This is a genomic window from Aureliella helgolandensis (assembly GCF_007752135.1).
GTDB lineage: Bacteria > Planctomycetota > Planctomycetia > Pirellulales > Pirellulaceae > Aureliella > Aureliella helgolandensis.
The window spans coordinates 7,667,699-7,691,914 of the sequence record NZ_CP036298.1 but is presented as its reverse complement, the minus strand read 5'-3'; the positions used below and the strand labels follow the sequence as shown (position 1 = coordinate 7,691,914).

22 protein-coding genes and 1 pseudogene are annotated in these 24,216 nt (G+C 54.4%); 10 read left to right on the top strand and 13 right to left on the bottom strand.

Features of this window, described 5'->3' with window-relative positions; translation table 11 throughout:
* The first annotated feature begins 51 nt into the window (after positions 1-51).
* From Q31a_RS27180 to Q31a_RS27165, 4 genes are all read left to right on the top strand, one after another.
* Positions 52-1,503, top strand: coding sequence for an oxidoreductase (locus Q31a_RS27180; protein WP_145085201.1), 1,452 nt, complete (start codon positions 52-54; stop codon positions 1,501-1,503).
* A gap of 103 nt (positions 1,504-1,606) precedes the next feature.
* Positions 1,607-2,221: a transcriptional repressor LexA gene (gene lexA / locus Q31a_RS27175; protein ID WP_145085199.1), complete on the top strand. Its 615-nt coding sequence runs from the start codon at positions 1,607-1,609 to the stop codon at positions 2,219-2,221.
* Between the two features lie 109 nt (positions 2,222-2,330).
* The gene (locus Q31a_RS27170; protein ID WP_145085197.1) at positions 2,331-3,263 is read left to right on the top strand and encodes an ABC transporter ATP-binding protein; all 933 of its coding nucleotides are present in this window, start codon (positions 2,331-2,333) and stop codon (positions 3,261-3,263) included.
* On the top strand, positions 3,260-4,972 hold the full coding sequence (locus Q31a_RS27165; RefSeq protein WP_145085194.1) for a hypothetical protein: 1,713 nt from the start codon (positions 3,260-3,262) through the stop codon (positions 4,970-4,972). Before Q31a_RS27170 ends, Q31a_RS27165 begins: the two co-directional genes overlap by 4 nt.
* A gap of 73 nt (positions 4,973-5,045) precedes the next feature.
* Here Q31a_RS27165 and Q31a_RS27160 read toward each other — a convergent pair whose 3' ends face one another.
* Positions 5,046-6,203, bottom strand: a complete 1,158-nt coding sequence (locus Q31a_RS27160) for a glycosyltransferase (protein ID WP_145085191.1) — start codon at positions 6,201-6,203, stop codon at positions 5,046-5,048.
* A 464-nt stretch (positions 6,204-6,667) separates the two neighbouring features.
* Here Q31a_RS27160 and Q31a_RS27155 point away from each other — a divergent pair, with 464 nt between their 5' ends.
* On the top strand, positions 6,668-7,897 hold the full coding sequence (locus tag Q31a_RS27155; protein WP_145085189.1) for a pyrophosphate--fructose-6-phosphate 1-phosphotransferase: 1,230 nt from the start codon (positions 6,668-6,670) through the stop codon (positions 7,895-7,897).
* A gap of 345 nt (positions 7,898-8,242) precedes the next feature.
* Here the strand turns inward: Q31a_RS27155 and Q31a_RS27150 are convergent, their stop codons facing one another.
* Together Q31a_RS27150 and Q31a_RS27145 are read right to left on the bottom strand one after the other, a co-directional pair.
* Positions 8,243-9,412, bottom strand: coding sequence for an FAD-dependent monooxygenase (locus Q31a_RS27150; RefSeq protein WP_145085187.1), 1,170 nt, complete (start codon positions 9,410-9,412; stop codon positions 8,243-8,245).
* 250 nt (positions 9,413-9,662) lie between these two features.
* Positions 9,663-10,118, bottom strand: a complete 456-nt coding sequence (locus Q31a_RS27145; RefSeq protein ID WP_145085185.1) for a macro domain-containing protein — start codon at positions 10,116-10,118, stop codon at positions 9,663-9,665.
* Positions 10,119-10,722: 604 nt separating this feature from the next.
* On the opposite strand from Q31a_RS27145, the gene Q31a_RS27140 reads away from it, so the two are divergent.
* Together Q31a_RS27140 and Q31a_RS27135 are read left to right on the top strand one after the other, a co-directional pair.
* On the top strand, positions 10,723-11,073 hold the full coding sequence (locus Q31a_RS27140; protein ID WP_145085183.1) for a PadR family transcriptional regulator: 351 nt from the start codon (positions 10,723-10,725) through the stop codon (positions 11,071-11,073).
* The gene (locus tag Q31a_RS27135) at positions 11,049-11,735 is read left to right on the top strand and encodes a hypothetical protein (RefSeq protein WP_145085181.1); all 687 of its coding nucleotides are present in this window, start codon (positions 11,049-11,051) and stop codon (positions 11,733-11,735) included. Before Q31a_RS27140 ends, Q31a_RS27135 begins: the two co-directional genes overlap by 25 nt.
* A 558-nt stretch (positions 11,736-12,293) precedes the next feature.
* On the opposite strand, the gene Q31a_RS27130 is transcribed toward Q31a_RS27135, so the two are convergent.
* Both Q31a_RS27130 and Q31a_RS27125 read right to left on the bottom strand, forming a co-directional pair.
* Positions 12,294-12,524 carry a hypothetical protein gene (locus Q31a_RS27130; RefSeq protein ID WP_145085179.1) on the bottom strand — a complete coding sequence of 77 codons (231 nt, stop codon included), beginning with the start codon at positions 12,522-12,524 and terminating at the stop codon, positions 12,294-12,296.
* 246 nt (positions 12,525-12,770) lie between these two features.
* Positions 12,771-13,169 carry a hypothetical protein gene (locus Q31a_RS27125; RefSeq protein WP_145085177.1) on the bottom strand — a complete coding sequence of 133 codons (399 nt, stop codon included), beginning with the start codon at positions 13,167-13,169 and terminating at the stop codon, positions 12,771-12,773.
* Between the two features lie 396 nt (positions 13,170-13,565).
* On the opposite strand from Q31a_RS27125, the gene Q31a_RS27120 reads away from it, so the two are divergent.
* On the top strand, positions 13,566-14,858 hold the full coding sequence (locus Q31a_RS27120) for an IS1182 family transposase (RefSeq protein ID WP_145085175.1): 1,293 nt from the start codon (positions 13,566-13,568) through the stop codon (positions 14,856-14,858).
* A 246-nt stretch (positions 14,859-15,104) separates the two neighbouring features.
* Here the strand turns inward: Q31a_RS27120 and Q31a_RS27115 are convergent, their stop codons facing one another.
* The 6 genes from Q31a_RS27115 to Q31a_RS27090 all read right to left on the bottom strand — a co-directional run bounded on the left by Q31a_RS27115 (position 15,105) and on the right by Q31a_RS27090 (position 19,570).
* Positions 15,105-15,485, bottom strand: a complete 381-nt coding sequence (locus Q31a_RS27115; RefSeq protein ID WP_145085173.1) for a macro domain-containing protein — start codon at positions 15,483-15,485, stop codon at positions 15,105-15,107.
* Positions 15,486-15,608: 123 nt separating this feature from the next.
* The gene (locus Q31a_RS27110; protein ID WP_145085171.1) at positions 15,609-16,142 is read right to left on the bottom strand and encodes a HEAT repeat domain-containing protein; all 534 of its coding nucleotides are present in this window, start codon (positions 16,140-16,142) and stop codon (positions 15,609-15,611) included.
* 143 nt (positions 16,143-16,285) lie between these two features.
* On the bottom strand, positions 16,286-17,206 hold the full coding sequence (locus Q31a_RS27105) for a hypothetical protein (RefSeq protein WP_231690968.1): 921 nt from the start codon (positions 17,204-17,206) through the stop codon (positions 16,286-16,288).
* Positions 17,207-17,358: 152 nt separating this feature from the next.
* On the bottom strand, positions 17,359-18,534 hold the full coding sequence (locus tag Q31a_RS27100) for a UPF0236 family transposase-like protein (protein WP_145076896.1): 1,176 nt from the start codon (positions 18,532-18,534) through the stop codon (positions 17,359-17,361).
* A gap of 22 nt (positions 18,535-18,556) precedes the next feature.
* Positions 18,557-18,835: a hypothetical protein gene (locus Q31a_RS27095; RefSeq protein ID WP_145076898.1), complete on the bottom strand. Its 279-nt coding sequence runs from the start codon at positions 18,833-18,835 to the stop codon at positions 18,557-18,559.
* Positions 18,836-19,033: 198 nt separating this feature from the next.
* Positions 19,034-19,570 (bottom strand): hypothetical protein, encoded by a 537-nt coding sequence (locus Q31a_RS27090; RefSeq protein ID WP_145085167.1) that lies wholly within the window; start codon positions 19,568-19,570, stop codon positions 19,034-19,036.
* Positions 19,571-19,908: 338 nt separating this feature from the next.
* Here Q31a_RS27090 and Q31a_RS27085 point away from each other — a divergent pair, with 338 nt between their 5' ends.
* Together Q31a_RS27085 and Q31a_RS27080 are read left to right on the top strand one after the other, a co-directional pair.
* Positions 19,909-20,850 (top strand): tyrosine-type recombinase/integrase, encoded by a 942-nt coding sequence (locus Q31a_RS27085; RefSeq protein WP_261342732.1) that lies wholly within the window; start codon positions 19,909-19,911, stop codon positions 20,848-20,850.
* On the top strand, positions 20,847-21,980 hold the full coding sequence (locus Q31a_RS27080; RefSeq protein WP_145085163.1) for an IS91 family transposase: 1,134 nt from the start codon (positions 20,847-20,849) through the stop codon (positions 21,978-21,980). Before Q31a_RS27085 ends, Q31a_RS27080 begins: the two co-directional genes overlap by 4 nt.
* Before the next feature lie 398 nt (positions 21,981-22,378).
* Here Q31a_RS27080 and Q31a_RS27075 read toward each other — a convergent pair whose 3' ends face one another.
* The gene (locus tag Q31a_RS27075) at positions 22,379-22,729 is read right to left on the bottom strand and encodes a hypothetical protein (RefSeq protein ID WP_145085159.1); all 351 of its coding nucleotides are present in this window, start codon (positions 22,727-22,729) and stop codon (positions 22,379-22,381) included.
* A gap of 296 nt (positions 22,730-23,025) precedes the next feature.
* Positions 23,026-24,195 (bottom strand): annotated as a pseudogene (locus Q31a_RS31005) (tyrosine-type recombinase/integrase).
* Between the last annotated feature and the right edge of the window lie 21 nt (positions 24,196-24,216).

Here is a 24,216-nt window from a genome sequence, read left to right as displayed (position 1 = left end):
ACGTGCCGCATCGCTATCAACCGCACGACACTAACATGAACGTAGATTTGAATGGCATCCCCCAAATATCCCAAAATTGCCCAACTCCGTACGGTGGAAAAGCTGCAGCAGCATTTGAGTCAGCTGCAAATAAGCTTGCCCTGCGATCCTGACTTGCTGTCCGCTTCTGAGGAGTCACCTCTGGGGCAGTCTATCAAGATCGGCTCTTACACCGCTGGCAATCGCTGGTGCATTCATCCCATGGAAGGCTGGGACGCCAATCGCGACGGTAGCCCCACGCACTTGACCATTCGACGCTGGGAACGATTCGGGCAAAGTGGTGCAAAGTTGATCTGGGGGGGGGAAGCTGCAGCGGTGCAACCGCGTGGTCGCGCCAATCCAAATCAAACCTTAGCAATGACCGAGAATGAATCTGGACTGCGGACTCTTTTGGAATCGCTTGTAAATGCACATCGCGCACAAGGAGATTCAACGGATGATCTAGTCGTGGGGCTGCAGTTGACGCATTCCGGGCGCTTCTGCAAGCCCAATGATCACAAGAAATGGGAGTCTCGTATCGCCTACCACCATCCCTTGCTCGACCCGAAATTTGGGATCGATCCCCAGGATGATTCAATGGTGCTTAGCGATGACGATCTAGAGCAGCTGATCGACGACTACGTAGCCGCTGCTCGGCTGGCCCAACGCATTGGGTTTCAGTTTGTCGACGTCAAGGCTTGCCATGGCTACCTGTTGCATGAATTGCTCAGTGCCCGCATCCGGCCAGGACGCTTTGGTGGCGACCTGGCTGGACGCTCCTTGGTCCTGAGAACGGCCATCGAACGTATTCGGCATGAGTGCCCAGGGTTGGCAATCGGTGTTCGCTTGAGTCTGTTTGATGCACTCCCCTATCAACCTGGGGAGGAGGTGGGCGTGCCGATGCCTTGGAAGAAAGGTGAGTCGTACGAATTCGGATTTGGTGTCAATCCCAATGATCCTTCGCAAATCGATCTCAGTGAACCCAAGCAACTGGTGCAACTGCTGATCGATGCAGGTGTCGATACAGTGAATTACACCTGTGGAAGTCCTTATTACAATCCTCATATTCAACGCCCCGCAATTTTTCCGCCGAGCGATGGCTATCGACCACCCGAAGACCCTTTGGTCGGTGTCGCTCGTCAAATCCATGCAACCGCTGAAATGAAAGCCGCTTTTCCCAGCCTCCCGGTGGTCGGCTCCGGCTATACCTACCTGCAAGAGTTTCTGCCGTTGGTGGGACAAGCCGTGGTGAGGGACAATTGGGTGGATATCGTCGGTTTGGGAAGGATGGTCTTGTCTCACCCGACGCTCCCGCGAGACACGTTGGCGGGGCAGGCACCCAGTCGAAAATTGATCTGCCGCACGTTCAGCGACTGCACTACAGCGCCTCGCAATGGCATCGTCAGCGGCTGCTATCCGCTCGATGAACTCTACAAAGGAATGCCAGAGCGCGAAAAACTACTCCAGTTCAAACAAGATCAGTAGCCCGAGTTGTACTGGACATACCTACAGGTGTATACTTGCTCAGTAGTAATGGTCCGCCGCTCCCAGTTGGCAACGAGGTATCGCTTCCCCAGTGGTAACACGTATGAACCGACCACTCACAAAGCAACAGCAGGTTGTTTACGATTTTATCCGCGAGCGGATTATAGCGCGCGGGTACGGTCCCACGGTGCGTGAGATTGGCGAGCACATGAACATCAAATCGCCCAACGGCGTGATGTGCCATCTCAAAGCCATCGAGCGCAAGGGGATGATTGTGCGTACTGCGAATAAGAGCCGTGCGATTGAACTGACGGAGCCCATTTCGCGACTCTTTGGCGCTTCTCTGACCGTCAGTGGCAATGTCCACGACAGTGTCTATTTTCCGGTTCCCGCAGAGCAGGGGAAGACGGTGGACCTGTCGATCATGGCTCGGGATGGTCGCTGCCTGCTGAAGGTACTCGATGATTCGCTGCAAGAAGTGCACATTTGCAGTGGTGATTACCTCATCATGCAGCTTCGCGAGACGCCCGCCTCCGGGCAACTCGTGATGGTGCAAATTAGTGAAACCGAGAATGCGTTGCGGTACTGGTTTCCCGAACACGGTCGCACGCGTTTGCAGCCCGTCAATCGCCTGCAGCCAGCCTTGCTCGTTGACCAAGCCGAAGTCCTGGGAGTGGTCGTGGGGGTCGTTCGCAGTGTTGACAATCTCTTGTTTTAAGTTCTCGGAATGATCAGGGAGTTTGGATACTTCCGCGGAATGTCGCAAGGACGCGTGCATCGTAGCGGCAGAATTCTGAATCCAACCTTCCTGATCGCGGGAGCATTCCATGGGGGAAGACGTAGTACGCGTTCAGAATCTCTCACGGCGATTCGGAAAGACGCTGGCGCTCGACGATCTATCGCTGAATCTACAGCCTGGATTGGTCTACGGCTTGCTCGGCGTGAATGGCGCTGGCAAGACGACGCTCATAAAGCATTTGCTTGGCCTCTTGCGCGCCCAACAGGGGGAGGTTCGCGTCTTTGGGTTGGATCCCGTTCGAGAGCCGGTCAAAGTTCTTCAGCGCATCGGCTATCTTTCCGAAGAACGCGATCTGCCTGAGTGGATGCGGATTGATGAATTACTGCGTTACACGCGAGCCTTTCACCCCAGTTGGGATAAAGCCTACGAACAAGAATTGCTACAGCTATTTCGCCTTGACCCTTCTAAAAAGGTCAAGTCGTTGTCCAAGGGGATGCGCGCTCAAGCTGGCCTGATCACGGCGGTAGCACACCGGCCCGAGCTGTTGGTGTTGGACGAGCCTTCGACCGGACTTGATGCAGTCGTTCGTAAAGATATTCTCAATGCACTAGTCCGCACCGTTGCAAACGAGGGACGCACTGCAATTTTCTCTTCCCACCTACTCGATGAAGTCGAATTGATGTCCGACTTCGTAATCATTGTAAATCATGGAAGATTAGTGCTAACCGGCCCACTGGCTGACATCAAAGCCTCTCACCGTGCATTGACGGTCAAGCTCCATAGTGCGGAGGTGACTTTGCCTAGCATCGACGGAGTGCTTGGCAGTGAGAAACTACTTGCAATTCGTGAGCCGGATGCCATGTGGCGTGTGATTTGCCAAGGTCCTCATGCTCCAATTCAAGAAGCGATTCAAGCGGTTGGAGGCGAGGTGAAGGAGGTCGGGCAAGCATCGCTGCAAGAAATCTTTATCGCTTGTGTCGATCGAAGTCAAGCGGACGCGACGCAGGGCAGGCTACGATGAATCGCCCGTTGCAAGCTCTACTTTGGGAACTGTGGCGGACTAGTCGCAAAGAACTACTGCTGGTTTTGGTGTCTCAGTGTCTGTTCGTCTTGCTTCTTTATGTCGCAACGAACTACAGTCAAGCGTTGACCGGCAAGGCCATCGATGAATCGGCTGCGCCGGTGTTTAGCGGCATCTTTGTGCTGGTCGCTTCCGTTGTCGCCTGCTTTTCTCAGTCTGGGCGCAATTCGTTCGACAATCGCTATTCCGGTTTCGTCTTTCGCATTGGCTTTATTCGCCCGATCACGACACTGCAACTCGTCACGGTGCCCATGCTGTTTGTGATCCTGGTGGCGCCCGTATGCTATTTGGTTCCTGCCGTGCTCTATCAGGCCTGCATGGCCTATTCGGTGCCTCTGCTGGTGCCTTCACTACTTAGTGCCTGCGTTACCAGTTGGTTGGTGGCTACTGCATGGATTCCTACCACCATTGTCGGAAGAGTGCTGGGGCTGGTGCTTTTTGCCGCCGTTTTCGTTGGGTTGCTAATCGGATTCCACTCTTGGCGCCAACATCCTGAGCCACTGCTGATGGCTATTGGCCGCTCCGACTATTTTCAATTGAACGGCTACCAGTATGCAGTGCTGCTTGCCATCCCATGCTTGGCCATCTTCACGACGTACCGAAGTGTTGTGTGTCAGCGCTGCGGAGAGTCTTGGTGGGTGTTGGAGGCATTTCCCAAGTGGTGGAATTCAGGCGGGGCCAGGTTGAAGACTTTCAAGCCTCGCACATCGCTGGCCACAATCGTGGTCCAGCCGTTTGCCTCTGCGCAGCAGGCACACCTGTGGTTTGAAATGCGGCGTTTCGGATTCCATGTTTTGGGGCTCGCCTTCTTACTGCCGGTCGTGCCCCTGCTCGTGACGTTGACAACAACCTTCGTGAAACCGAACTGGGATCGTGAAATCTGGATCTGGGGCGTTGCAATCTTCTTCTGTCCTGTGGTTTATCAGCTCGCAGCGACCGAAGGAGCAATCGGTCTTCGTGCTAAGCAAGGGACGTTGCAATTTTCTACATTTGAAGCGACACGACCAATACGCAATGATGTCTTGATTGCTGGGAAGCTGTTTTTAGTCGCCGCTTGCGCACTTGCTGGATGGTTATGGATGGGGATTGTGGCTGCCGTCTCCGCGGTTCTCCTGGGCGATGTTGCTCATGGACTGGAATTCGTCAAATGGCTTACGTTGCAAGTTGGTGAGCTCCCCTGGTACTGGTGGAGCGGTGGCGTTCTAGTGTTGGGGATGCAGTACGTTGGCATCTCAGCGATGCTGCTAGCTGCAGGGCTGTGGATGCATCGACATCCGCTGCTCGCCGTCTACTCGATGGGTATTTTCTGCCTTCACCTTCCACTTGTGGTATGGGATGCAACGCATGCTTGGATGCTCACGCCGCTATGGTTGATTTATGCGTGGGGAGCAAGTCTGGCGATTACCTTGGTGGGAGGGTGGGGGCCGAGACGCGCCGTATCGTCGGGAAGTATTGGATGGTCCGTGCTAGCCGCGATTGGTGGACTGTGGCTGGCGTACGCTACGCTGATGGTGTGGGTTGTCTCGCAGGTTGAATTGCCGTTAGGGGGGCCATTGGCCGTGCGCACCCTGGCTGTGGTGAGCCTACTGTTGCCCTTGATCTCCGCTTGCTTGGCACCCTTGGCGCTTGCCTCGCATCGCCATGGCTGATCGCAGGGAGTGTACTGGCCAAGCGGTGGCTTGAAGTCAGAAGGCTTGGCAGGATTGAATAGGTACCATGACGCTATTCCTCGGCAACTCGGATCACACGCTTGCGCCACACAATCGATCCACGGCAGATTTTGAAGTAGAGGGCGCGCAGCACACAGCAGAAAACTACGACCGCTACGAGTGGGAAAAGCAACGTCTTGCCTCGGTGAAAGGCGAGGATGCAGCGGCTGGGGAATAAGTTGCCGTACTGATATAGATAGGTTGCTGCGCCAATCAATGCCAACCCGAACGAGCCTGTAGCGATTCCGTAGGCGAATGCAGCGGGAGCAGGCCAAAATACGACAATGGGTAGCACGAGGGCAATCGGGGCAAACCAAGTACGACCGTTCAGTCCGGCGAGAATGTTTTTGGTGGTTCCCCAAAATGCATCGTGATTCCCCTTGAACAATCGCACCGTCAGAAGATCTGGTGCGGCATGGAAGTCAACGCGATAGCCTTCCCGCTTCAGTAGCTTCGCCATACCCACATCATCCAGCATCTCGCCCTTGAGGGATTCATAGCCGCCCACCGCATGAAAGGCGGTAGCGCGAATCAGCATGAAGGCGCCAGCCCCCAAGGAATCGGGTTTCTGCGGATCTGCCATGGCAGGTCCAATTAACAGTGCCATTCCGCCCATGTACATCGGAATGTTGATGTTCTCCCACAGTGAAACGCATTGGACCGAGGGGAGTAGGCTGAGGAAGTCGAGTTGCCGGTGTTCAAATTCAGCAAGCGCTGTTCGAAAACAGTCCGGTGCATGTTGAATGTCCGCATCACTGAATAGTAGATACTCACCGTCTGCCCGCTTACTGGCCGTCTGCATCGCGTTGGCTTTTCCTAGCCACCCCGGCTGCAACAGTGGATCGTGTAGGACGGTTAGACGACCATCCTTGGCAGCCATCGAATCGGCAATCTCGCCAGTTTGGTCGGAAGAATGGTCGTTGATTACCAGCACTTCCAAATTGACGCCCGACTGCTCTAAAATCGAGTGCAGTCCACTGCAAATGTCTTTCTCTTCATTCCTGGCCGGAACAATCACACTGACCGACGTTTGGCACTCCGCCGGATTCTGCGGACGATTCGTCCATTGGATCATCTGCAGGGCACGCTGAAATCTCCGGCGCACAAAGAGCGACATCAGAGCTCCTCCCACGCAACCAGCCAGTAGCAAGTAATCCCAAATGTAAGCCATGGAGTCCCTTGAAGTTCACTTACCTGAATCTATCACTTTTCTATTGGATGGAGTTCTCGGATGGGCTCCTACACGAGAGACGATCTCGATGCGATGCCGAGAGGACCTCGAAAAATACTCAATCGAGCGATCCGCTCACGCCGAAAATATCCGAGCGGGCAGACGGTAGACTCGCCGTAGGGACCAGAATTGGCCGATCGCGTGGTCTCGCAAGGGGGTGTTGTCTTCCGTTGGGTGGCGTTAATGAGGTGTGGGGCGGTGCAATATTATTTGCGTTGACCCAATACGCGGTCTGAGTCACGCTAGGGACCCGCGATCTGTGTCAGCGGGTACCGATTCCTGTGCCATTCAAGGCTGCTATCGCAGCAAGTGCCTGGCAAAGTCTCGCCGATCTTGTGGCTGACTGAAATAGGAAGCCGCCGCTGTCCTTAATATAGAAAAGTATAACAGAGGGTTTTTAAGCTATGTCGATTCAACGCGTTGGAATCTTAACGGCAGGGGGCCTCGCTCCGTGTCTATCTTCGGCTATCGGCGCCTTGATCGAGGCCTATACGCGGCAGGCGCCTACGGTTGAAATCGTTTGCTATCGCTCGGGCTACAAGGGGCTGTTGTTGGGAGATAGCTTTCTGGTTACGCCAGAGATGCGCCAGCAAGCTGCCGTGTTGCATCAGCACGGTGGTAGCCCCATCGGTAATAGCCGTGTCAAGCTAACGAATAATGCCGACTGTGTGAAACGTGGCTTGGTCAACGAAGGTGATGATCCACTGCGGGTTGCGGCGGAGCGACTGCAGACCGACCGGGTCGACGTACTGCACACGATTGGTGGCGATGACACCAATACCACGGCTGCGGATTTAGCCGCCTACCTGGCGAAAAATAACTACGCACTAACGGTCGTTGGCTTGCCTAAAACCATCGACAATGATGTGATTCCAATCAAGCAAAGCTTGGGGGCGTGGACCGCAGCCGAAGAGGGCGCCAAGTTCTTTGAGAATGTGGTCGGCGAACACAACGCCAATCCTCGCATGTTGATCGTTCACGAAGTCATGGGCCGCAATTGTGGTTGGCTGACCGCTGCCACCGCGGTGGCATATCGCAATCGCTTGGACCACCTGAATTTCCTGCCTGCGATGGGGCTTTCGCGAGAACGCAAGGAGGTGCATGGGGTCTATGTTCCTGAGATGGTTTTCGATCTAGCTGCAGAGGCCGATCGGTTGCGCGGCGTGATGGATGAGTTTGACTGCGTCAACATTTTCATTTCCGAAGGAGCCGGCGTTGAAACCATTATCCAGGAAATGGAATCGCGCGGCGAAAAAGTTCCCAAGGACGCGTTTGGGCACTATAAACTCGACGCAGTGAATCCAGGCAAGTGGTTTGCAGAGCAGTTCGGCAAGATGTTAAGCGCTGAAAAAACTTTGGTGCAAAAGAGTGGTTACTTTAGTCGCGCCGCCGCTGCCAACGCGGACGACATCGCCTTGATCGCACGCTGTGCCGAAAAAGCCGTTGAATGCGCGTTGGCCCGAATTGGTGGCGTGATCGGTGAAGATGAGCAGCAGGGCGATGAGTTGCGAGCCATCGAGTTTGAACGCATTAAAGGCGGGAAGCCGTTTGATATCAACCTGCCATGGTTCGGGAACTTGTTGAGCGAGATTGGACAAGCTAAAGGTCGAGCAATCGAAACTCAGCACGTCTAGCCAAATTGACGCTAGGCTCCATGGCTCCCCAAACACTCGCAGGAGTGCATTCAGGCAGCCTCTCAAGTTCACCGCTTGGGGGTGCTGCGAACGAGCGGAGCCGGAGCTCAAGTATTGCCTCTCGCGTTGTCAAGCTACGCTTCCGCAACCCAGGTGGTACGAGGCGGAAGGCTACACCGATTCTCCAGTTGCGATGAAGTCGACAGTCGGGTAGGCAAGGGCAGGGGGGCTTGCTGAGCGAGGCGAGACTGGTGGGTTAATACAGAAAATGCAACGAAATTGACAATCTAACGGGATGGAGATTGGGGGCTACCCGCCTAATTCGCTGCCCGAAATTCTAATGACTTAGACACCGATCGGTAGTCCTGAGCTCCAGCTAGTCGCCATGCCAGTTGCCATCGCTGCATAATCTGTTTGCAGGGCTTTCTTGTCACGCGCTGCACAAGCGTCGACGTTGCGGCTGAATAGGCCTCCCGCTAAAGCCCGACCGCTCATGATAATTCCGGTTGTCTTCTCCCGCCGTTTGTTGGTGAAAGTCGTCAATGCCGCTTCAGGATTGCTGGGCGCTGCAGCCAGCTCACGCGCTAGACACCACGCGTCCTCCAAGGCTTGCGCTGCTCCTTGTCCCGAAGTTGGTAACGCGGCGTGTGCGGCGTCACCAATTAACAATACGTTGCCCTTGTGCCATTTCAGCAAAGGGTCGTGGTCATACAACGGAAGTCGCTTGGTATTTGCGTCGGACGCATGTGTGATTACTGTCTGGACGGCGGCAGGCCAATTCTGGAAGGAGGCTTGCAAATGAGCGATAGGATCGGCCGTCTCCCCACGTCGATCCACGGTGCTCGCAACACCTCCAGCCCAATAGGCCAGGCTGTTGGAGACGGGGACAATACCGAAGCGAGATCCTACACCCCAGTAGTCTTCAATCTCCATTGGCTCAAACATGTTTGCGGCACTCTGGTAAACGCCAATCCAGTTAAGGAATCCCTGAAAGACTGGCTGATTATTCCCGACGACGAACTTGCGGGCGATGGAATTCATTCTTCCGTCGGCACCAATAATAATGTCAGGTCTGATGGATGGCCGATTGGAAAACACAACGCGGTGGGCATGTTCGTTGTCTTTAACAATGTTGATGGCTTCCGACTGGTAGTAGATCGGAATGCCGCTTTCTTGGACTCTCCGCAAGAGGATCTGCATCAAGTCCACGCGCAAAACGGCGAGACTCGGAAAGTTCATGGATGCGTTAAGTTGCTGAATGTCCAGACTTCCCAGCTCCAATCCATCTTGCGAAATTCGCCGCATAGCGGTGACCGGTCCTGCGACGTCCTGGAGTTCCTCTAGAATTCCCAGCTCAGATAGGACGAAGCTTGCGTTGGGCCAGCAAACAATGCCTGCCCCGAGATTGTGCACGGACTTTCGACGCTCGAAGATGTTTACGGTCATGCCAATTTCCGCCAACGAAATCGCAGTCGCTAGCCCTGCTATTCCTCCGCCGAGTATCGCGACGTCCAAGACCAACTCCAGCAAAAAGTGTGAGGCGAAAAACGGAAGGTGACTGGGGAATCGCTCACCCTAGGATCGGTTGCGATTGAGAAGTATTGGATTGTACCAACACCAATGACCGTTGCGAACGGTTGGAGTTGCGTTGCTGCCTCCCGCGGGGGAGAGCGGTGTGGAAGCAAGCGACGCTCATGCCTGCTTCAATCTCCATTTAAATTGCGGTCCCGGTCACTGCACTGAAGCTTTCGATGCCGTGTTTGCGCTACGGTTGGTACTCCACTAGTGTGTGATTCTCTCCAGCCAGCTCTTCAGAGATGATTTGTGAGATAGCGTTCCAATCGCCTCCGGCCAGTCCGGCACCCAGTCGCGGGTAACCAATGCGTTTGCCGCCAAAGTCAGCCTTGATGCGCGCGAAGACGCGGCGGATTGCATCGTAGTCAGCCTGAACCCCCTGACCGCTCCAGTTGAACTGAGTGTAGGCGTTGACGATCGTCAGAGAATGACCATTGCAATCGACGGTCGCGGAAGAGTAGGTTCCGAGTTTTTCTCGTGAGCCCTTGGCAGTCGCCAAATCCGCAGCGAAGGCCTCCGGAAACTGCTCTCTGATGGATTGGGCAATGCCAGCCCCCATGGCGTTGTGGCAGTTGCAACCGTGGACAATAACGTCAAATTTGCCAGCGATGGCTAACGCAATGAGATCACCCTGGACAGTTTGCATTGGATAGACCGATCCGCTCAACGGAATAAAGTTGTTGGGTTACCAGCTCGTATGACGCGTACCACGTTGCTTAAGCAAAAGATTCTACCAAGCACAACTCACCTTGCCAAAGATCGAGGGGCTTGCACTGGTCGCCGTGCAAAATTGGATTGCTCTAGAGCCGCCTCGCGGCAGGCGATTTGTCAAGGTCGCCCTACGGAGCGCAGCCGTCCTGTTGCTTGGTTGCACCTGAGTCGCGCTGTGGAAGCAATGGCCACCATGGAATGTCGTTGCGATCTGCATGCATTCGCAATCATATCGACCTCTTGGCCGAGAAGCTCGCCGTCGACGATTGAGAGCTGCATCGCTATAGGTCTGGCAACGTATGGGGTGAATGCCCTGAAGTCTGTTTCCATGAACGCTAGTCGGAACCCAATGTCTTGGAGTGGAGGCAATACCGCCTGAGCACAATTGGTCCATCCCACGCTGCCAGAGGACGAGCATGAACGCATAACGCCGTCGGATCGATCATGCCAGATCCACAAGCCTAACAGTTGCAAAGCATAGCGACGTTAGGTATGATGCCTAGCAGTGTTAGGTGAGTGCCCGTCGGGAGTAAATCAAAATGGTGTCAAAAGAGCTAATTGCGGCCTCAACAAAACCACTCGTCTTGGCGGTGTTGTCGAAAGGCGAGAGCTATGGGTACGCGATCATTCAGGAAGTGCGCCAGCATTCGGGTGGCCAGTTGGAGTGGTCGGAGGGGATGTTGTATCCCGTATTGCATCGAATGGAAAAGGACAAGCTGATACTTGCATCGTGGAGGGTCGGCGAGAATGGCAGGAAGCGTAAGTACTACCGACTAAGCGCATCGGGTACTCGAGCAATTGAAACAGAGCGGCAACACTGGTTTGCTGTCCACGAGACCTTGGCTACATTTTGGGGAGCAAAAGAATGTTTGACATTGAGTCCGCAATAGAATCTTGGAAGCGGTCATTCGGAAATAATCATGCCATTGGCTCTGAGGAGGCTCTTGAGCTCGAGTCGCATTTGCGTGATTTGACTACGGAACTTTGCCAAAGCGGGTTGAGTGAACGTGAGGCTTTCATGATTGGCACCATGCGATTGGGGCATCCCTCGGAATTGGAATGCGAGTTTGCAAAAATCAGTCCGGCAGCGCATTGGCAGAGACGAGTGTTGTGGATGTTGACCGGATACATTGCGATGACCGTAGGCGGTGCCATCATTTCAACAATGGTTGCGATTGCTGGAACGGGAGTCGCAATTCTGGGCTTGAACGGAACTGCGACTGGGGTGGCAATGCTTGCTGTATTGGCTTTGGGTTGGATTGGCCTTCTGGTTCTTATTCAACGCCATTCCCAAAACACTAGCACTGACCGAAACCGTTTCTCATTCAAATGGGGCGTCGCGGCTGTAGCGCTGTTGATGTTGTCGCCACTCCTCACCGGCAGCGGAGGTGTCATTCGAGCCAAATACGTTGCTATCTCGCATCTGGGGGAATCGGCGATGGTGTATTCGTTTGGCGGATGGGCAATCCATTTGGGTGTCTGCATTGCCTGCTTGCTCCTGATCCGAAAGCTTAGCCAAACGGCCTACGCAGATGCTAGCACGATCTCGTAGCGAGACGTTGGTGACAAGCAACGGAAACTTTTGCCAACCTTCCTCGGCTAGAAGCGAGCGGAACCTAGTTACGCAGTAGCGCATTCAGCAACAACCCAAAGCTCACTGCGGATGCGAAAAGCAGAGTTCCAGCGCCGACAAAGTCTTGCGAGTGCAGCATGGCTACGACGCCACCGATTGCGGCGGTCAGGCCAACTAGGCACGATGCCATTATGGCGCAACCGACGAGCTTTATGCCCGGCTTGTCTCTGGAGGGATGAGGTTCGGTAGTCATGATTTTAGTAGGGTCGTCCAGCAGAAGGCACTTTTGCGATGCCAACCAACTGTAGATCGGGAATTTCGAGACAGGGAACTTCTACGCACCGAGCAATGCTTGAGCAAACGGCGTAGGTGTGCCAACGCGTCCCTAGCCACGAAGCAAGATTGGCCGACGGCAGGCCGGGGCTTAGGGCCTTCGGAACAGTTAGTGTCGCCAGATCGCTCCGCCGATCGGTATTTTCCCGAACGAACCGGCGGAGCGGTTCGGCGACTATCCGCCAATAATGGTTCCGACGGTCCTTAGGAGAGTGTTGTGCGCTGGTTACAAAATGTACCTGCGATCAATTTGTAAGCGATCCAAGACAACCCTCCGCCAAAAAACAGTGAAAGGAACACCGCTACGCCTCCACCGCCGAAAAATGCAAAATCGCGGTACGCGACGGCCGACGGTGCCTGACTGAACGCAAGAAGTGACAGGAAACCTACAAATAGTCCCAGTAGGATACGAAAAAATGCACCTAGATGATTCATTGGGGGCTCCTGGTCGTGGTGAAGTTGATAGCCATATTGGTAGTTCGACGCCGAGTGCCCAATATTGGAAAAAGGAATCGGGCGCCCACAAGGTAGGGGCTTTGGCGCGAGCTTCGGGGATGAAGCGGTCGATAATGGTTGGAAAAATTGAGGGCAAAAACAGCCTGCCAGCAAGAGCCTGCGCTCACAAAAAAGGCAGCTGCTCGCGCTGCTACCTATGAGGAAACTCACGCTTTGCGACATGCGCTAAGAGCGAGGCGACTTCGAATGCGACCGATACCAATAGAACATCGCGACGAGAGCAAGGCCGATTAGCCCACCGAAGACAATGCCTTGTGTCAGCCCTTGCCCAATACCAACGGCGACGGGATCGAACGTCGGTGAAGTACCGCCCGCGAATACGGAACGGTAATAGCCAGGTGCGAACGTCCCCAGCCCAGCACCGACCAGCAGCCCCAAAACGCCGCCAACACCGGCCGCTCCAAAAACGGCGCCAAGCGACCACAGCAGCAGACGCGGGGGCGCGGGCGGTATCGCATCGTTTTGCGGAGAATTGTATGGATTGTCGCCAGACATTTGTTTGAGCCGCCCCCAAGGAAGGTTGTTTATGTCAACGCCAGTGCGAAAACCATCAATTTTGCACAATGCGAGATTCTATCATCGACCCGCACCTTCACCAAACAGCGAGGATGTGCCCGAAGAGCCTCTGCGTTGCGTCTAGCTAGGCGACGTTTACCCCGGCAAGGCTTGAACGGCTAGCAAAGGATCTTGCGCAAAACGGGTTACGTGACCTGGCCGCCTATGCTTCTGTTGCAAGCACTGACTTGACGATGGAGGCATTTTCGGCGGAACGAACGACAATCGTGACGATGTCTAGATCGAATCGACCAACGACAGAATCAAAGAATGCGCGGGCAAAAACGTCGATCGTCAGGGGACCGTAACCCGTCGCAAGCCGGGCTGTCGAATTAGCAACCCTCTTAGGCTGTGAATTTTTAGCCAAGTGGTTTGCAAATTAATTTTGGGCGCTACAACTATAGCATGAATACTCAAAAACCATCGCAGCTTGCTCGTGTTTCCCGCCCCCATCGTATTCAAGTGGAAATGCACATGCTTTCACTTGAAGATATGCTTCCGCGCGACCATCGTGCTCGCATTGTCTGGTCGTTTGTCAAAACGTTGGACCTAGAACCTCTGTATGAAAAGATCGTTGTCACCAAGAGGACCGTTGGCCGCAATAGTATTGCGCCGGAGATACTGGTTTCACTGTGGCTTCTGGCAACCTTGGATGGCATCGGCACAGCCCGAGAACTTGGTCGCCGATGCGAGACGGACATAGCCTATTTATGGACGCTCGGAAATGTCACGGTCAATTATCACACGTTGAGCGACTTTCGAGTGGAGAACGGAGCATTCTTGGAGAAGACGCTCGTTGACACGGTTGCCTCGTTGGTCGCCCAAGGTCTGGTGCCCCTGGAGACCATTGCCCAAGACGGAATGCGCGTTCGGGCTAGTGCAGGCAGTAGTTCGTTTCGCCGCAAGCCGACGCTTGAGTCATTGCAGCAGCAGGCTCAGGCTCACGTAGATAGATTGAAGAAAGAATCCGAGAACGAATGCGATCGTTCCGCTGGAGACGCACGTCGCCAAGCGGCAGTCGAACGAGCATCGCGTGAGCGTCAAGAGCGATTAGATGAGGCTTTGCGACAGTTTGAGGAGCTTAGTAAGCAGCGCGAGTCTCGGAGAAAAGGTGACGGCGAAAAGACTCGCGTGAGCACTACGGACCCTGACGCCCGTAATATGAAGATGGCCAATGGTGGCTTCGATCCGGCCTTCAACGTCCAGTTCGCAACCGATGCTGACTCGCGAGTAATAGTCGCTGTCGATGTTATCAACTCGGGAACTGACAGTGGCCAAATGGCACCAATGCACGAGAAAGTGTGCTCAACTTACGACAAGACACCAAAGGCGCAATTGGTCGATTCCGCTTACGCAACCAAGGGCGATGTTAAGACCGTGGAGTCTAAAGGGACCGAAGTCGTCTCCACGATCCCCCGTGGATCGGTATTGGAAAGCAAAGGCAAAGATCCTCACGCGCAGCAACCTGGCGAAAGCGACGAATACACAGCGTTTCGCGCGAGAATGGCCAAAGAGGAATACAAAGAGCTTTACAAGACGCGCCCGTCGGTTGCCGAGTTTCCCAATGCGGACTGCCGCAATCGGAACCTTCGGCAATTCAAAGTTCGAGGACTGGTGAAGGTCAAAGCGGTAGCGCTATGGCATGCCGTGGCCTTTAACTTCACACGCATGGTAAACCTGGGGGCCTTGGCAATCTAAGCAGTTGCAAGGCAACCGCTTGGTTGAGAAATAACACAACTCGAAGAGATGAGCATGATGGACACGAGCTAACTTGCTGGCCAACAATCCGACCAAGTAAGACTTTCAGCCGCCAATTCGAAAAAATTTCGTGGTTGGAATACCAAAAGAGTCCGTTGGTGAAAAAACTTCACAGCCTAGCTGCGTGAGCAAGGAAAGATAGTTGCCGCTACAAGGCAGTTTGGGACGCGACCTCCGCGTTAAAATTCAAATTGCTATTAAATCAACAGCCCGAAGCGTGGGAAGCGAAACCGAACGGGCGCCAAGCGAACACGCGAGTTCGAATGCAGCAGTCAACGTGGCGGCGACAAGTTGATGGGATGAATCGTAGAAGGGGTCGATCGCCACAGCGTGGATGATATGCGAGAAAGGGAGGGACCCTGCCGACGTACGGACCACCGTGCCGGCAGGCACCGCAGATTGCATGATCGAATCGAGGTGAGTACGAAGTTCCGCTTGGATTTCGTCACAGCGTTCGCGGATCGCGCCGTTTATGCCGCCGGACATGTTGAGCCACGGATTGGCAGTGCAGATCAAAACGTCAGCGGAGGCGTCGAGCACGTCGCCAATGGTCAGCACCACATTCATCTAGGATATCTAACGGAAGTTTGGGAAGTCACCGCTCCCGACATCGGGAGACGGATTGAGCGAGCTGAAATTTCGAAACCCCAGTTAGGCTTCAACTACAAACGGAGGTGCCCACGCACCATGTCAGCCGCTAGCTGCGTTCAAAATGTTGATCGATTCCGTGTCATTGGCGTTACAAGAACCAAGCCCACGAAGCGCAATCCTGCGGATTTTTCCATTGGTGTGCGCGGAAAAACGGTGAAAACAAAGAACCGCATCATGGGAACCGTTAGAGACATCAACGAGGGCAAGCAATGCCGCATCTAGCAGCAGTTCGTCGTTGCAAGCAGCGATCAACGCGGGGACAGCACATTCCGTGTGGTTTGACCCGATGCAGTGCAGAGACCCCACGGCAACACGACGTATCAAATCGTTGTCGGAAGAAAGATGCGTGGCGACCAATGGCACGAGGTCAGCCAAGGCATTTGTTTGGTCGAATGCGCCGCCAATGCATCCTGCGGCGCTCATTGCTCGGTGAATGATGGCGGAATCAGGGTTGGCCATTAGTTCCTTGAGCGATGCCAGAACGAAACGACGGTGCTCTGGTTCATGGCGACAACGATAGACCGCCGCCCCGTTATCGGCTTCCGATTCGTCGAGCTTTTCCGTTGGATTCATGTTTGATCTGTGACGCCCAGTGGAAGGTTTTGCCGACACTGCTTCTCTCTGAAGCCAACAAGCGTCTCAATACAAAACAGTCTATCAAAGGATAGGCCACGTTGCCAAAGAGGCGATGTCCGCGGCGTGTCAAACCAGAGCCGTTACGCATTGGGGACGACGTAATTATCGCGAGGTGCCCAAGGGCCATTACCCAAAAATTGAGCAACCCGACTGGCAAGAGGCATTTTGCACGAGGCCACGAACGCCGCATTTCCAGCGTCGACAAATGTTGCATTGTAGAGTATGGCATTTACCGCCTTGGGGTAGTCAGACATCAGATTACGAAACAGCACCTGAGACAGATGGTAGCTGAGTTCCTGCCCGTCGTCAGGAGAGAAAAACGAATCACCCGACCAGAACATGTCGATAGTTTCGGCATTCCAGTATGCACGATGCCGACGGAGTATTTCGTGATCCACCATGAAATACGATGAGTCCTGCACAACATCCTCCATGACCTGAGTCACACCTTCGTTGAGCCACAAAGGTAAAGGCAAATGGCGCAACAGGGCGTGATTTAATTCGTGAGCAATCACTCGTTCATAGTCATCGCCATAAGCAGGGCAGACCGCGAAGTGGCCGTACCCAACGTCGAGAAACATACCGCCAGACAAAGCGAACTCGCCCTCGTCGGGATAGAAGTCGGTTACGTAGTCGTAATAGCTGTCGACATCGCCGAAAAGCAAGACAACGTGTTTCCCGTGCCCCTCATCGCTCGCTACGCCATCGAGCGTCTTAAGAATGGTTCGTCGGGCTCGCTCGGAATAACGAAGCAATCTCGTGCCGAGCGATTCGTCAGAAGCGAGCAGCAGGAATTCAGGCGATTCGAGAACGGTGTAACCACTGGGTAGCGACTGTGTGAGTCGAGCGAGCCAGTCACGAGCAATTTGTGTCCAAGAATCGTCAAGTGAAGTTGACTCGACATTCGACTCGATCCACGAAGCGATCACTTCCCACTTGGGACGCGGTAGGGACTCGCGAACGTCGATAGCATCGGGGATCGGCGATAGAGAGTCGTCCATTCGGTAGATCTCGAGAGCCTAAGGAAAGGTTTTTACGTCACCGCCCTGAACGAAGCGAGCGACGTCTGAATTACGAGAAATTGTACCAATGCCAGCCCGCGTCGCCAAACATAGTAGGTGTGCCGTGTCTGACCAAAGTTTCTGGACAACTTTTAGGCAGCATTTTTTGCATGATTTCCCCAGTAATTGTCCCAGAGGTTACTCGCTTCGAGTGCAGCGAGGTTCATCATGCACTCGGCATTGGCGAAATCCCACCGGCGACCTCGGCCTTTGACCCGTTGTGTGGTAGTTTTGCATTGGGCCTCGGTCGGACCACTGCCGATCTGAATGCCGCGAGCGCGAAGTTCGCGATAACGAATGATTTCACGACGCTCCGAAATATATCCGATCAATTGCTCCAAGGCTTGAAGGCGTCGACCTGAGCACGTGAGTTTCTGAGTAAGCAGCTCACTCAGCAGTGCGTCGACTCCCTGTTCCATCAGGATGTTGGTCAATGCCGTTAACCATGTGGCTCCCGATTCATCCTCGCCGAACATCTCGCGACGCGCCTTTTGTGCGTTGTCTTTCATGTGGTAGTAATCCAAGTTGATTTTATCCACAATGTTGTGAAACTCCAATTGGTTGCGTATCCATGGAGCGCCATCGATATTTGCAATGGACTCAGTCGCTTCATCTAGTTTGATGGTCGTCGCCATACTTCGCATCAAGCGCCCAGTGACTTCGCAATCACCGCGGGTAGCTATCACAAGCCGGAGCGTCTGAGATTCGTTGTAAGCAACTACGATTCTTGCTTCCTTGTACTGTTGATCCGAACCTGCTCGAGCTGCTGGCAACGGCCGACATTTCTTTCCACTACGTCGACGTTTCAGTTTGATCGTAGTGCGACGCTTAGTCTTCTCGGCTTGAGTAACGACCGGTACCTTCACTCCGTCGCAGCCGACATAAACCCGAGTTGGGGTTGGTTTTTGTTGATCATTCACTGCGCCAGATGCGGCTGATGAACTGGCCGACGACTTCTGGGGAACATTTTCCAACGTGCAGTCTGCCGACGACCAGCCAATATCAATGCCCCCTCGCGTTAGCTGGTTGGTTACCTTGCGACCTTCGTACTCGACCAATTGCCGTACGCTTTCGCCGCTAATGTCGATCGATGATAAACGAGCGATATTGGCCGCAGTCTTTACAAAGCTGGAGGAACTTTGATTCAAACGACAAAGCATCTCACGTATCCCGCACGTGAAGCTTTTCTCTGCTTCATCCAGCAAGGCATCGATCGGTGTGCTGCTGGTTTCGTCTTGAACTGCCCACCGAACACGCTTTAGTTGCACACGGCCGTTCTCAGTCAAGAGGCTACGTAGTTGGCGTCCCTTGTTCCGTGCTCGAACTCCCGTCGCGCTCTTCGGAGGGGGAAAAAGCGGCTTCCACCGCATTAATCTTCGCTTGTAAGGCTGCCTCATAGACCTGTTGCCGGAAACGATCCAAAGCCTGACGACTGAGTCCTTCGCTGTCTTCGATCCAAGCACCATCGCGAGCGTTATCAATCGAATCAACTACCGCATTGAGCGTCGCTTCGAATTCGGCTTGCAGCGTAGCTTTCAAACCTTCGCGATCCACTTTCGAACTTCCCATGGCATTCACTCCTCACTAAACGGGGAAAAAGGAATACCCTATATTATGCCCCCTGCCCATCTTTCGCGCCATAGGTATTTGTCAGACACGGTGTGCCGAAGGCTTAGTGTAAAAAACATGTTGAACAGGGAATTGGAATCAGGCTCGTACCTCGCTGACTCCAATTCCTAATTAGTTGTCCGGCGAGAGCGGCTGGGGTCACCAGAAGAACGGTCGGGGTTGCAGCGTTTCGCCTTCCGAAATTCGTTTGATGGTGGAGTTGCGTTTGTTTTCCGCCGGAATTACCTGAGCGACGTTCAATGCCGATTGCCGGTCAAATGCATTCACAAGTAAGGCGGTATCAATCAAGCTGCGAACCACACGCCAGTGCGAATCGGACGCCACGGATTTTAGTGTGCCAATCGCAGGTTCAGCTGTACGCAGCCCATCAGGCAAAACAGCGTGAATGAGTAGGCTCAGCGCTTCGGCACGACTGGAGGCAGGGTGGACGTCTGCAGAAAGTGAAAGTGCGGTTTTCAGCAGCGGTGGGATGGCGTCACCGTTGCCGGTTTCGTGCAGTGCGCGAAGAGGCCACGCAAGCGCCATTGTGTCAGCGTAGAAATCAGAAGAAGTGCCCGCTGATTTAGTGGCGATGGCCACAACACGTGATATTTCCGTAGATGGTGCATATCGTGCGACCCAACCAAGGGATTGAATGCGTTCACGAACCTCAGTGATGTCGCGGGCAAGTTTCAACGCTGCCGAAAAGTCAGTCTTCGCGAGTGTTGCGGTACGATCTCGCTGATTCATTGGAAGACTTTGACCGCACAACGGGAGGTTTTTACGTCGCCGCCCTAAACGAAGCGAGAGATGTCTGAACTACGAGAAATTGTACCATTGCCAGCCCGCGCTGACAAAGATGGAAGGTGTGCCGAAGGCTTAGCGTAGAAACCATGTTCAAGTGAGCCGCTGCGCGGCAGTGGATGCGCGGACAATTGATTTGAAGGGAAGGGCAACTAGCTTAGTTCAATAGCGTTTGCTGTTTCTAACTAATCTCGCATCGGAGAACTACTCATGACTTCTAAAAAAAGTCCCTGCAATCGACTCGTTTCCAGTCCGCACTAGCGAAACGCTTCGCCGAAGACCTAGTCCTTGATGGCAAGATGCCAAGGACGATTCTAGCTTATCAGCGATCTGTCGGAAAGCTTGCGCAGCACTACGGCACATCTCCCGACAAGCTCACTGAACAGCAGGTACGGGACTATCTGCTGTTGCGGCGCTCACAGCTGGCTACCAATTCCATGCGGCCAGTCCTGTGCGGAATTCAAGCTTTCTATCGGCTCACCGCGCCTCGGGAGTGGAAAACACTCCGGGCCATGCGGATTCCCAAACACCGTGGGCTTCCCAAAGTCCTCGTACCGCAGCGGGCTTGGGAGCTAATCGAGGCGACGAGCGCTCTGCACCTGCGTGTACTCTTTCGCACGGCCTACACCTGCGGGCTGCGAACCGGTGATGTCCAGGCTCTGACGATCGACGATGTCGACAGGGATCGCATGCTTCTGCATGTGCGTCACACCAAGCTGCTCAATGAACGATTCGTACCGCTGCCAGAAGCGACTCTCGACGCGCTGCGATCGTACTGGGCAGCCCATCGCCATCCACGCTGGTTGTTTCCCTCGCGAGAGTCGCTTCAGAGCATCGCGACTGCGACCGAGCATGTGAGTGAACGGACCATCCAGCGAGGACTGAAGCAAGTCATTCGCTCGTTGGGATGGAATGAAACGGGCATTGTGCCGCACACTCTGCGACATTCCTACGCCACAACGCTACTCGAACAGGGAGTCAACCTTCGCGTCCTGCAGAGCTACTTGGGACACAAAAACTTGCAAGCTACCGAAGTCTACTTGCATCTAACGCAACACGGTGACGCCAAGGGGCGGAGCATCGTCAAGCAGTGGATGAACGGTCCTGTGTCATCCGAGGACCTAGCGCCAGAAGAGAGCTTGAGCACCAGCAAGCCGGAGGTGGAGTCATGAAGCCGTCCGTGAGCACCGTGCTGAAGTGCTACGGACAGCAGTACTTGAATCGCTACGGTTGCACGATGACCGCACAGCAGAAGAAAGTGCTGCGGGCGGTGATGGCTTGTCGCGAAGAGTCGTTGGGAGCGATCCGCTATCGCTGCCTGTCGTGTGATCTGGAGCACACGGTGCCTCGTTCGTGTTGCAATCGCCACTGTGCGGCGTGCCAGCATGAAAAGGTGCAAGAGTGGCTCGAGAAGCAACAAGATCGCTTGTTGCCCTGTCACTACTTCCTGATCACGTTCACGGTACCGAAGGAAGTTCGAGAAGCGATGCTGGCTCATCCCGAAGACGCCTATCCGGCCATGCTGGGTGCGGCGGCGGAGTCGTTGAAGCAATCGGCAACCAATCCGCGGCATGTGGGGGTGAAAGAAACGGGTTTCTTCGGAGTATTGCACACTTGGGGACGTGATCTAACGTATCATCCCCACGTTCACTTCGTGGTGCCCGGCGGTGGTATCGATAGCAGTGGCGAGTGGCAGTCGTCGCGGGAGAGTGTGTTCGTACCAGAACAGATTCTGTCTGTGTTGTTTCGCAACAAGCTGCGTGATCGACTGACGGGTACCGAGTGTTTTTCCAAGATTCCAGCTTCGGTCTGGAAGCGTCTCTGGACCGTGGATAGTCAACCGGTAGGTAATGGCCGGGCTACGTTAAAGTACTTGGCGCCCTACGTGGCTCGTGGCCCGGTGAGTGATTGGCGAGTGAGCTGGTGCAATGATGCCGAGTCGCTAGAAAATGCGAGGCTCACGTTGCAGGTCAAGAAAAGTGGGAGCGATCGTTACCGTGGCATGCCGCTCACCGTCACCGAGTTCATTCGTCGCTGGCTAATGCACGTACTGCCGGCGGGCATGCATCGTATTCGGAGTTACGGCCTTCTGCACAGTTCGAACAAACGTTCACTGGAGGAGGTTCGGCTATTGATTGCCGTTGCACTCGGGACCGTGCATTATCTGCTCAGCCAAGTACTGATTGTCCAAGCTGAATCACCGAAGCTCGTCTGTCCTCAGTGCGGTGGCTCGATGACCTCGCTCGGCTACTTCCCACCCATTGCGGCACCCATCAAGACTGCACCCCGCGCACCACCTTAATCTTAACTCCCAAGTCCAGTATGGCCGCAGTTACAAACAACATTTCCATCGCTGAACAAGAGATTTCATCCGGTGTAACACTCCCGGTCTGTCCTCAATTCCATCAAAACCATGAAAAGAAGACAACTTCAGTCCAACCACGTAGGTCCGCCCCTCAGAGACGGTCAAACACAGAAGCGTTTCAGCCTCGGAGAGTCGGAGCTACGTGATTATCCCGTCTTGAGAGACTGCCCACTCGCACGAAAAGCACTAGGGGGCTCCGCCGCTTCCAACACAACTCTCCATTCCATGGTTCGTTGACTTAAGCCGAGTCAACCATCCCGCAGCCACGCAGCGACTCGCCTTGAACAGGGATTTGGAATCAGGCTCGTACCTCGCTGACTCCAAATCCTAATTAGTTATGTGCCACCTGCAGCGGCATCACGGAACAGTCTCTCGCAAAGGTCAGCAGCGTATGAATCGGGGAATTGCGTCAAACCGGCGACAACGTCATGCAATTGGGAGATGTTTTCGTGCATGACCGCAGCATAACCGGTGTCGTCAACCGGCGAGTTCAGCCAGATGCCGATTGGAACGCCAGCGGATTGAACGGCGGCAATGTATCGTTGGGCGTCTGGATCGGACGGAAGTCCGTGAGCATCAAGCGTAGAGATTGGGAACGCGAAGAACGTGTAGTGCCCAGCGCCGTCAGCAGCGAGCGAGTCGAGATCAACCAGTGCGTTGAGGTCAATTGGGCCAGCGTATTCCATCGGAGTACCGATTACCTGTGGCACATAACATGGTTATGGCCGACAGTGTGTCGCATAGAGTCGAATGGGAGACGCTGATGGCCGGGATTTTGGATTTTATTGCTGTCTATGATAGCAAATGTCGCTCTATGCTGGCACGAGTCTGTGATTGGTTCAGTTCACGACGAAAGGTAGCGGGGGAGAGGGCGGTTTTTCGCAGGCTCAGACAAGTGCTTTGCCTTCCGTCTTTCCAACCGAACTATTTTGGATGGTGGGAGCTCGGGGGCAAGCGATGTTGCGAATCGGTGCTGTGGGGCTCACGAGGCTTCGCGGTGTGTCACCAGCCTACCAGCCCGAAAACGCTGCGTGATGACGCGTTGCAGCAATTCGTAGAATTCGGGCCTCTCAAACCTCTCGCGCTGCGGCGGTGTCAGCCACTCAAGCTCCAGCTCCCAAGCCTCCAGCGGCGGAATGCTGAGCGTCAGGTAGCCCTGGCGTACCTCGGTAACTGTCAGGCCTTTGAAGTAGATCGTACGTCCTTCCGCGGCGATCCCAATCGTCAGTCGCGTGGTTTGGGGATCGTCGGTGCAAGATTTCCCGAACAACTGCATCCGACCAACTTGCTGCATTCGCGGAGGCACGTCGGGTAAATTCGTGGGTTCTCGGCATGGGGCACTCTCCGGCACTGGTCGAGCGAGTCGATCAAGCGGACTTGGCATTTGCCCCGGATCGGCCGGCTTGGCGACGTGGACGTAGATCGTAGTGGTTTCCAAGTGCATGTGCCCGAGGATCTTTTGAATCCGCCGGATGTCACAGCCCGATTCAAAGCTGTGCGTCGCAAAACTGTGCCGCAGAGAATGAGGTGTTGCAGGCTTGTCAATTCTCGCGATCCTCACTGCGGTTTTCATGATTCGTTGCACGGTGCGGATGGAAACGAACCGTCCTGCCGACTCCCCCGGAAACAGGTACGCATCGCCCGAGCCCAAGGATCGCATCGATTGCAAAAGAGTACGGTAGGTTTGTGGCAACATGACTTGCCGGTCTGCTCAACCTTTTCCCTGCCAAATCATGATCGTGTTGCGGTCGAAATCGATATCACGAAATCGTACTCGGACCACTTCGCTGACGCGCATGCCAGTGGCATGCATTAACCCCAAGACCAATTTGTCGCGGTGTGTGGGGGGCGCTTGCAGCAGTCGTGAGACCTCCTCCGTGCTGAGTACTACCGGCCGCCGCTTGGACTTTCGGGGCGTAGAGATCCCAAGCGTAATATCGCGGAAGCAGAATTTGTCGAACAGAGTCCGGATGGCGGACAAGTGATTGGCAACCGTAGCAGAGTGGTGGTCACCGTCGACCAAATATTCCAAGTACTCTCGCACGTGTTCGCGAGTCAGTAGGTGAGGCAACCGGCCGAACCAACGTAGGATCGAATGGAGGTGGGAGCGGTAGGTTTTGATCGTTTGGGGTAGAAACCCCACAATCTTCATTTCGCGAACCATCAGCCGACA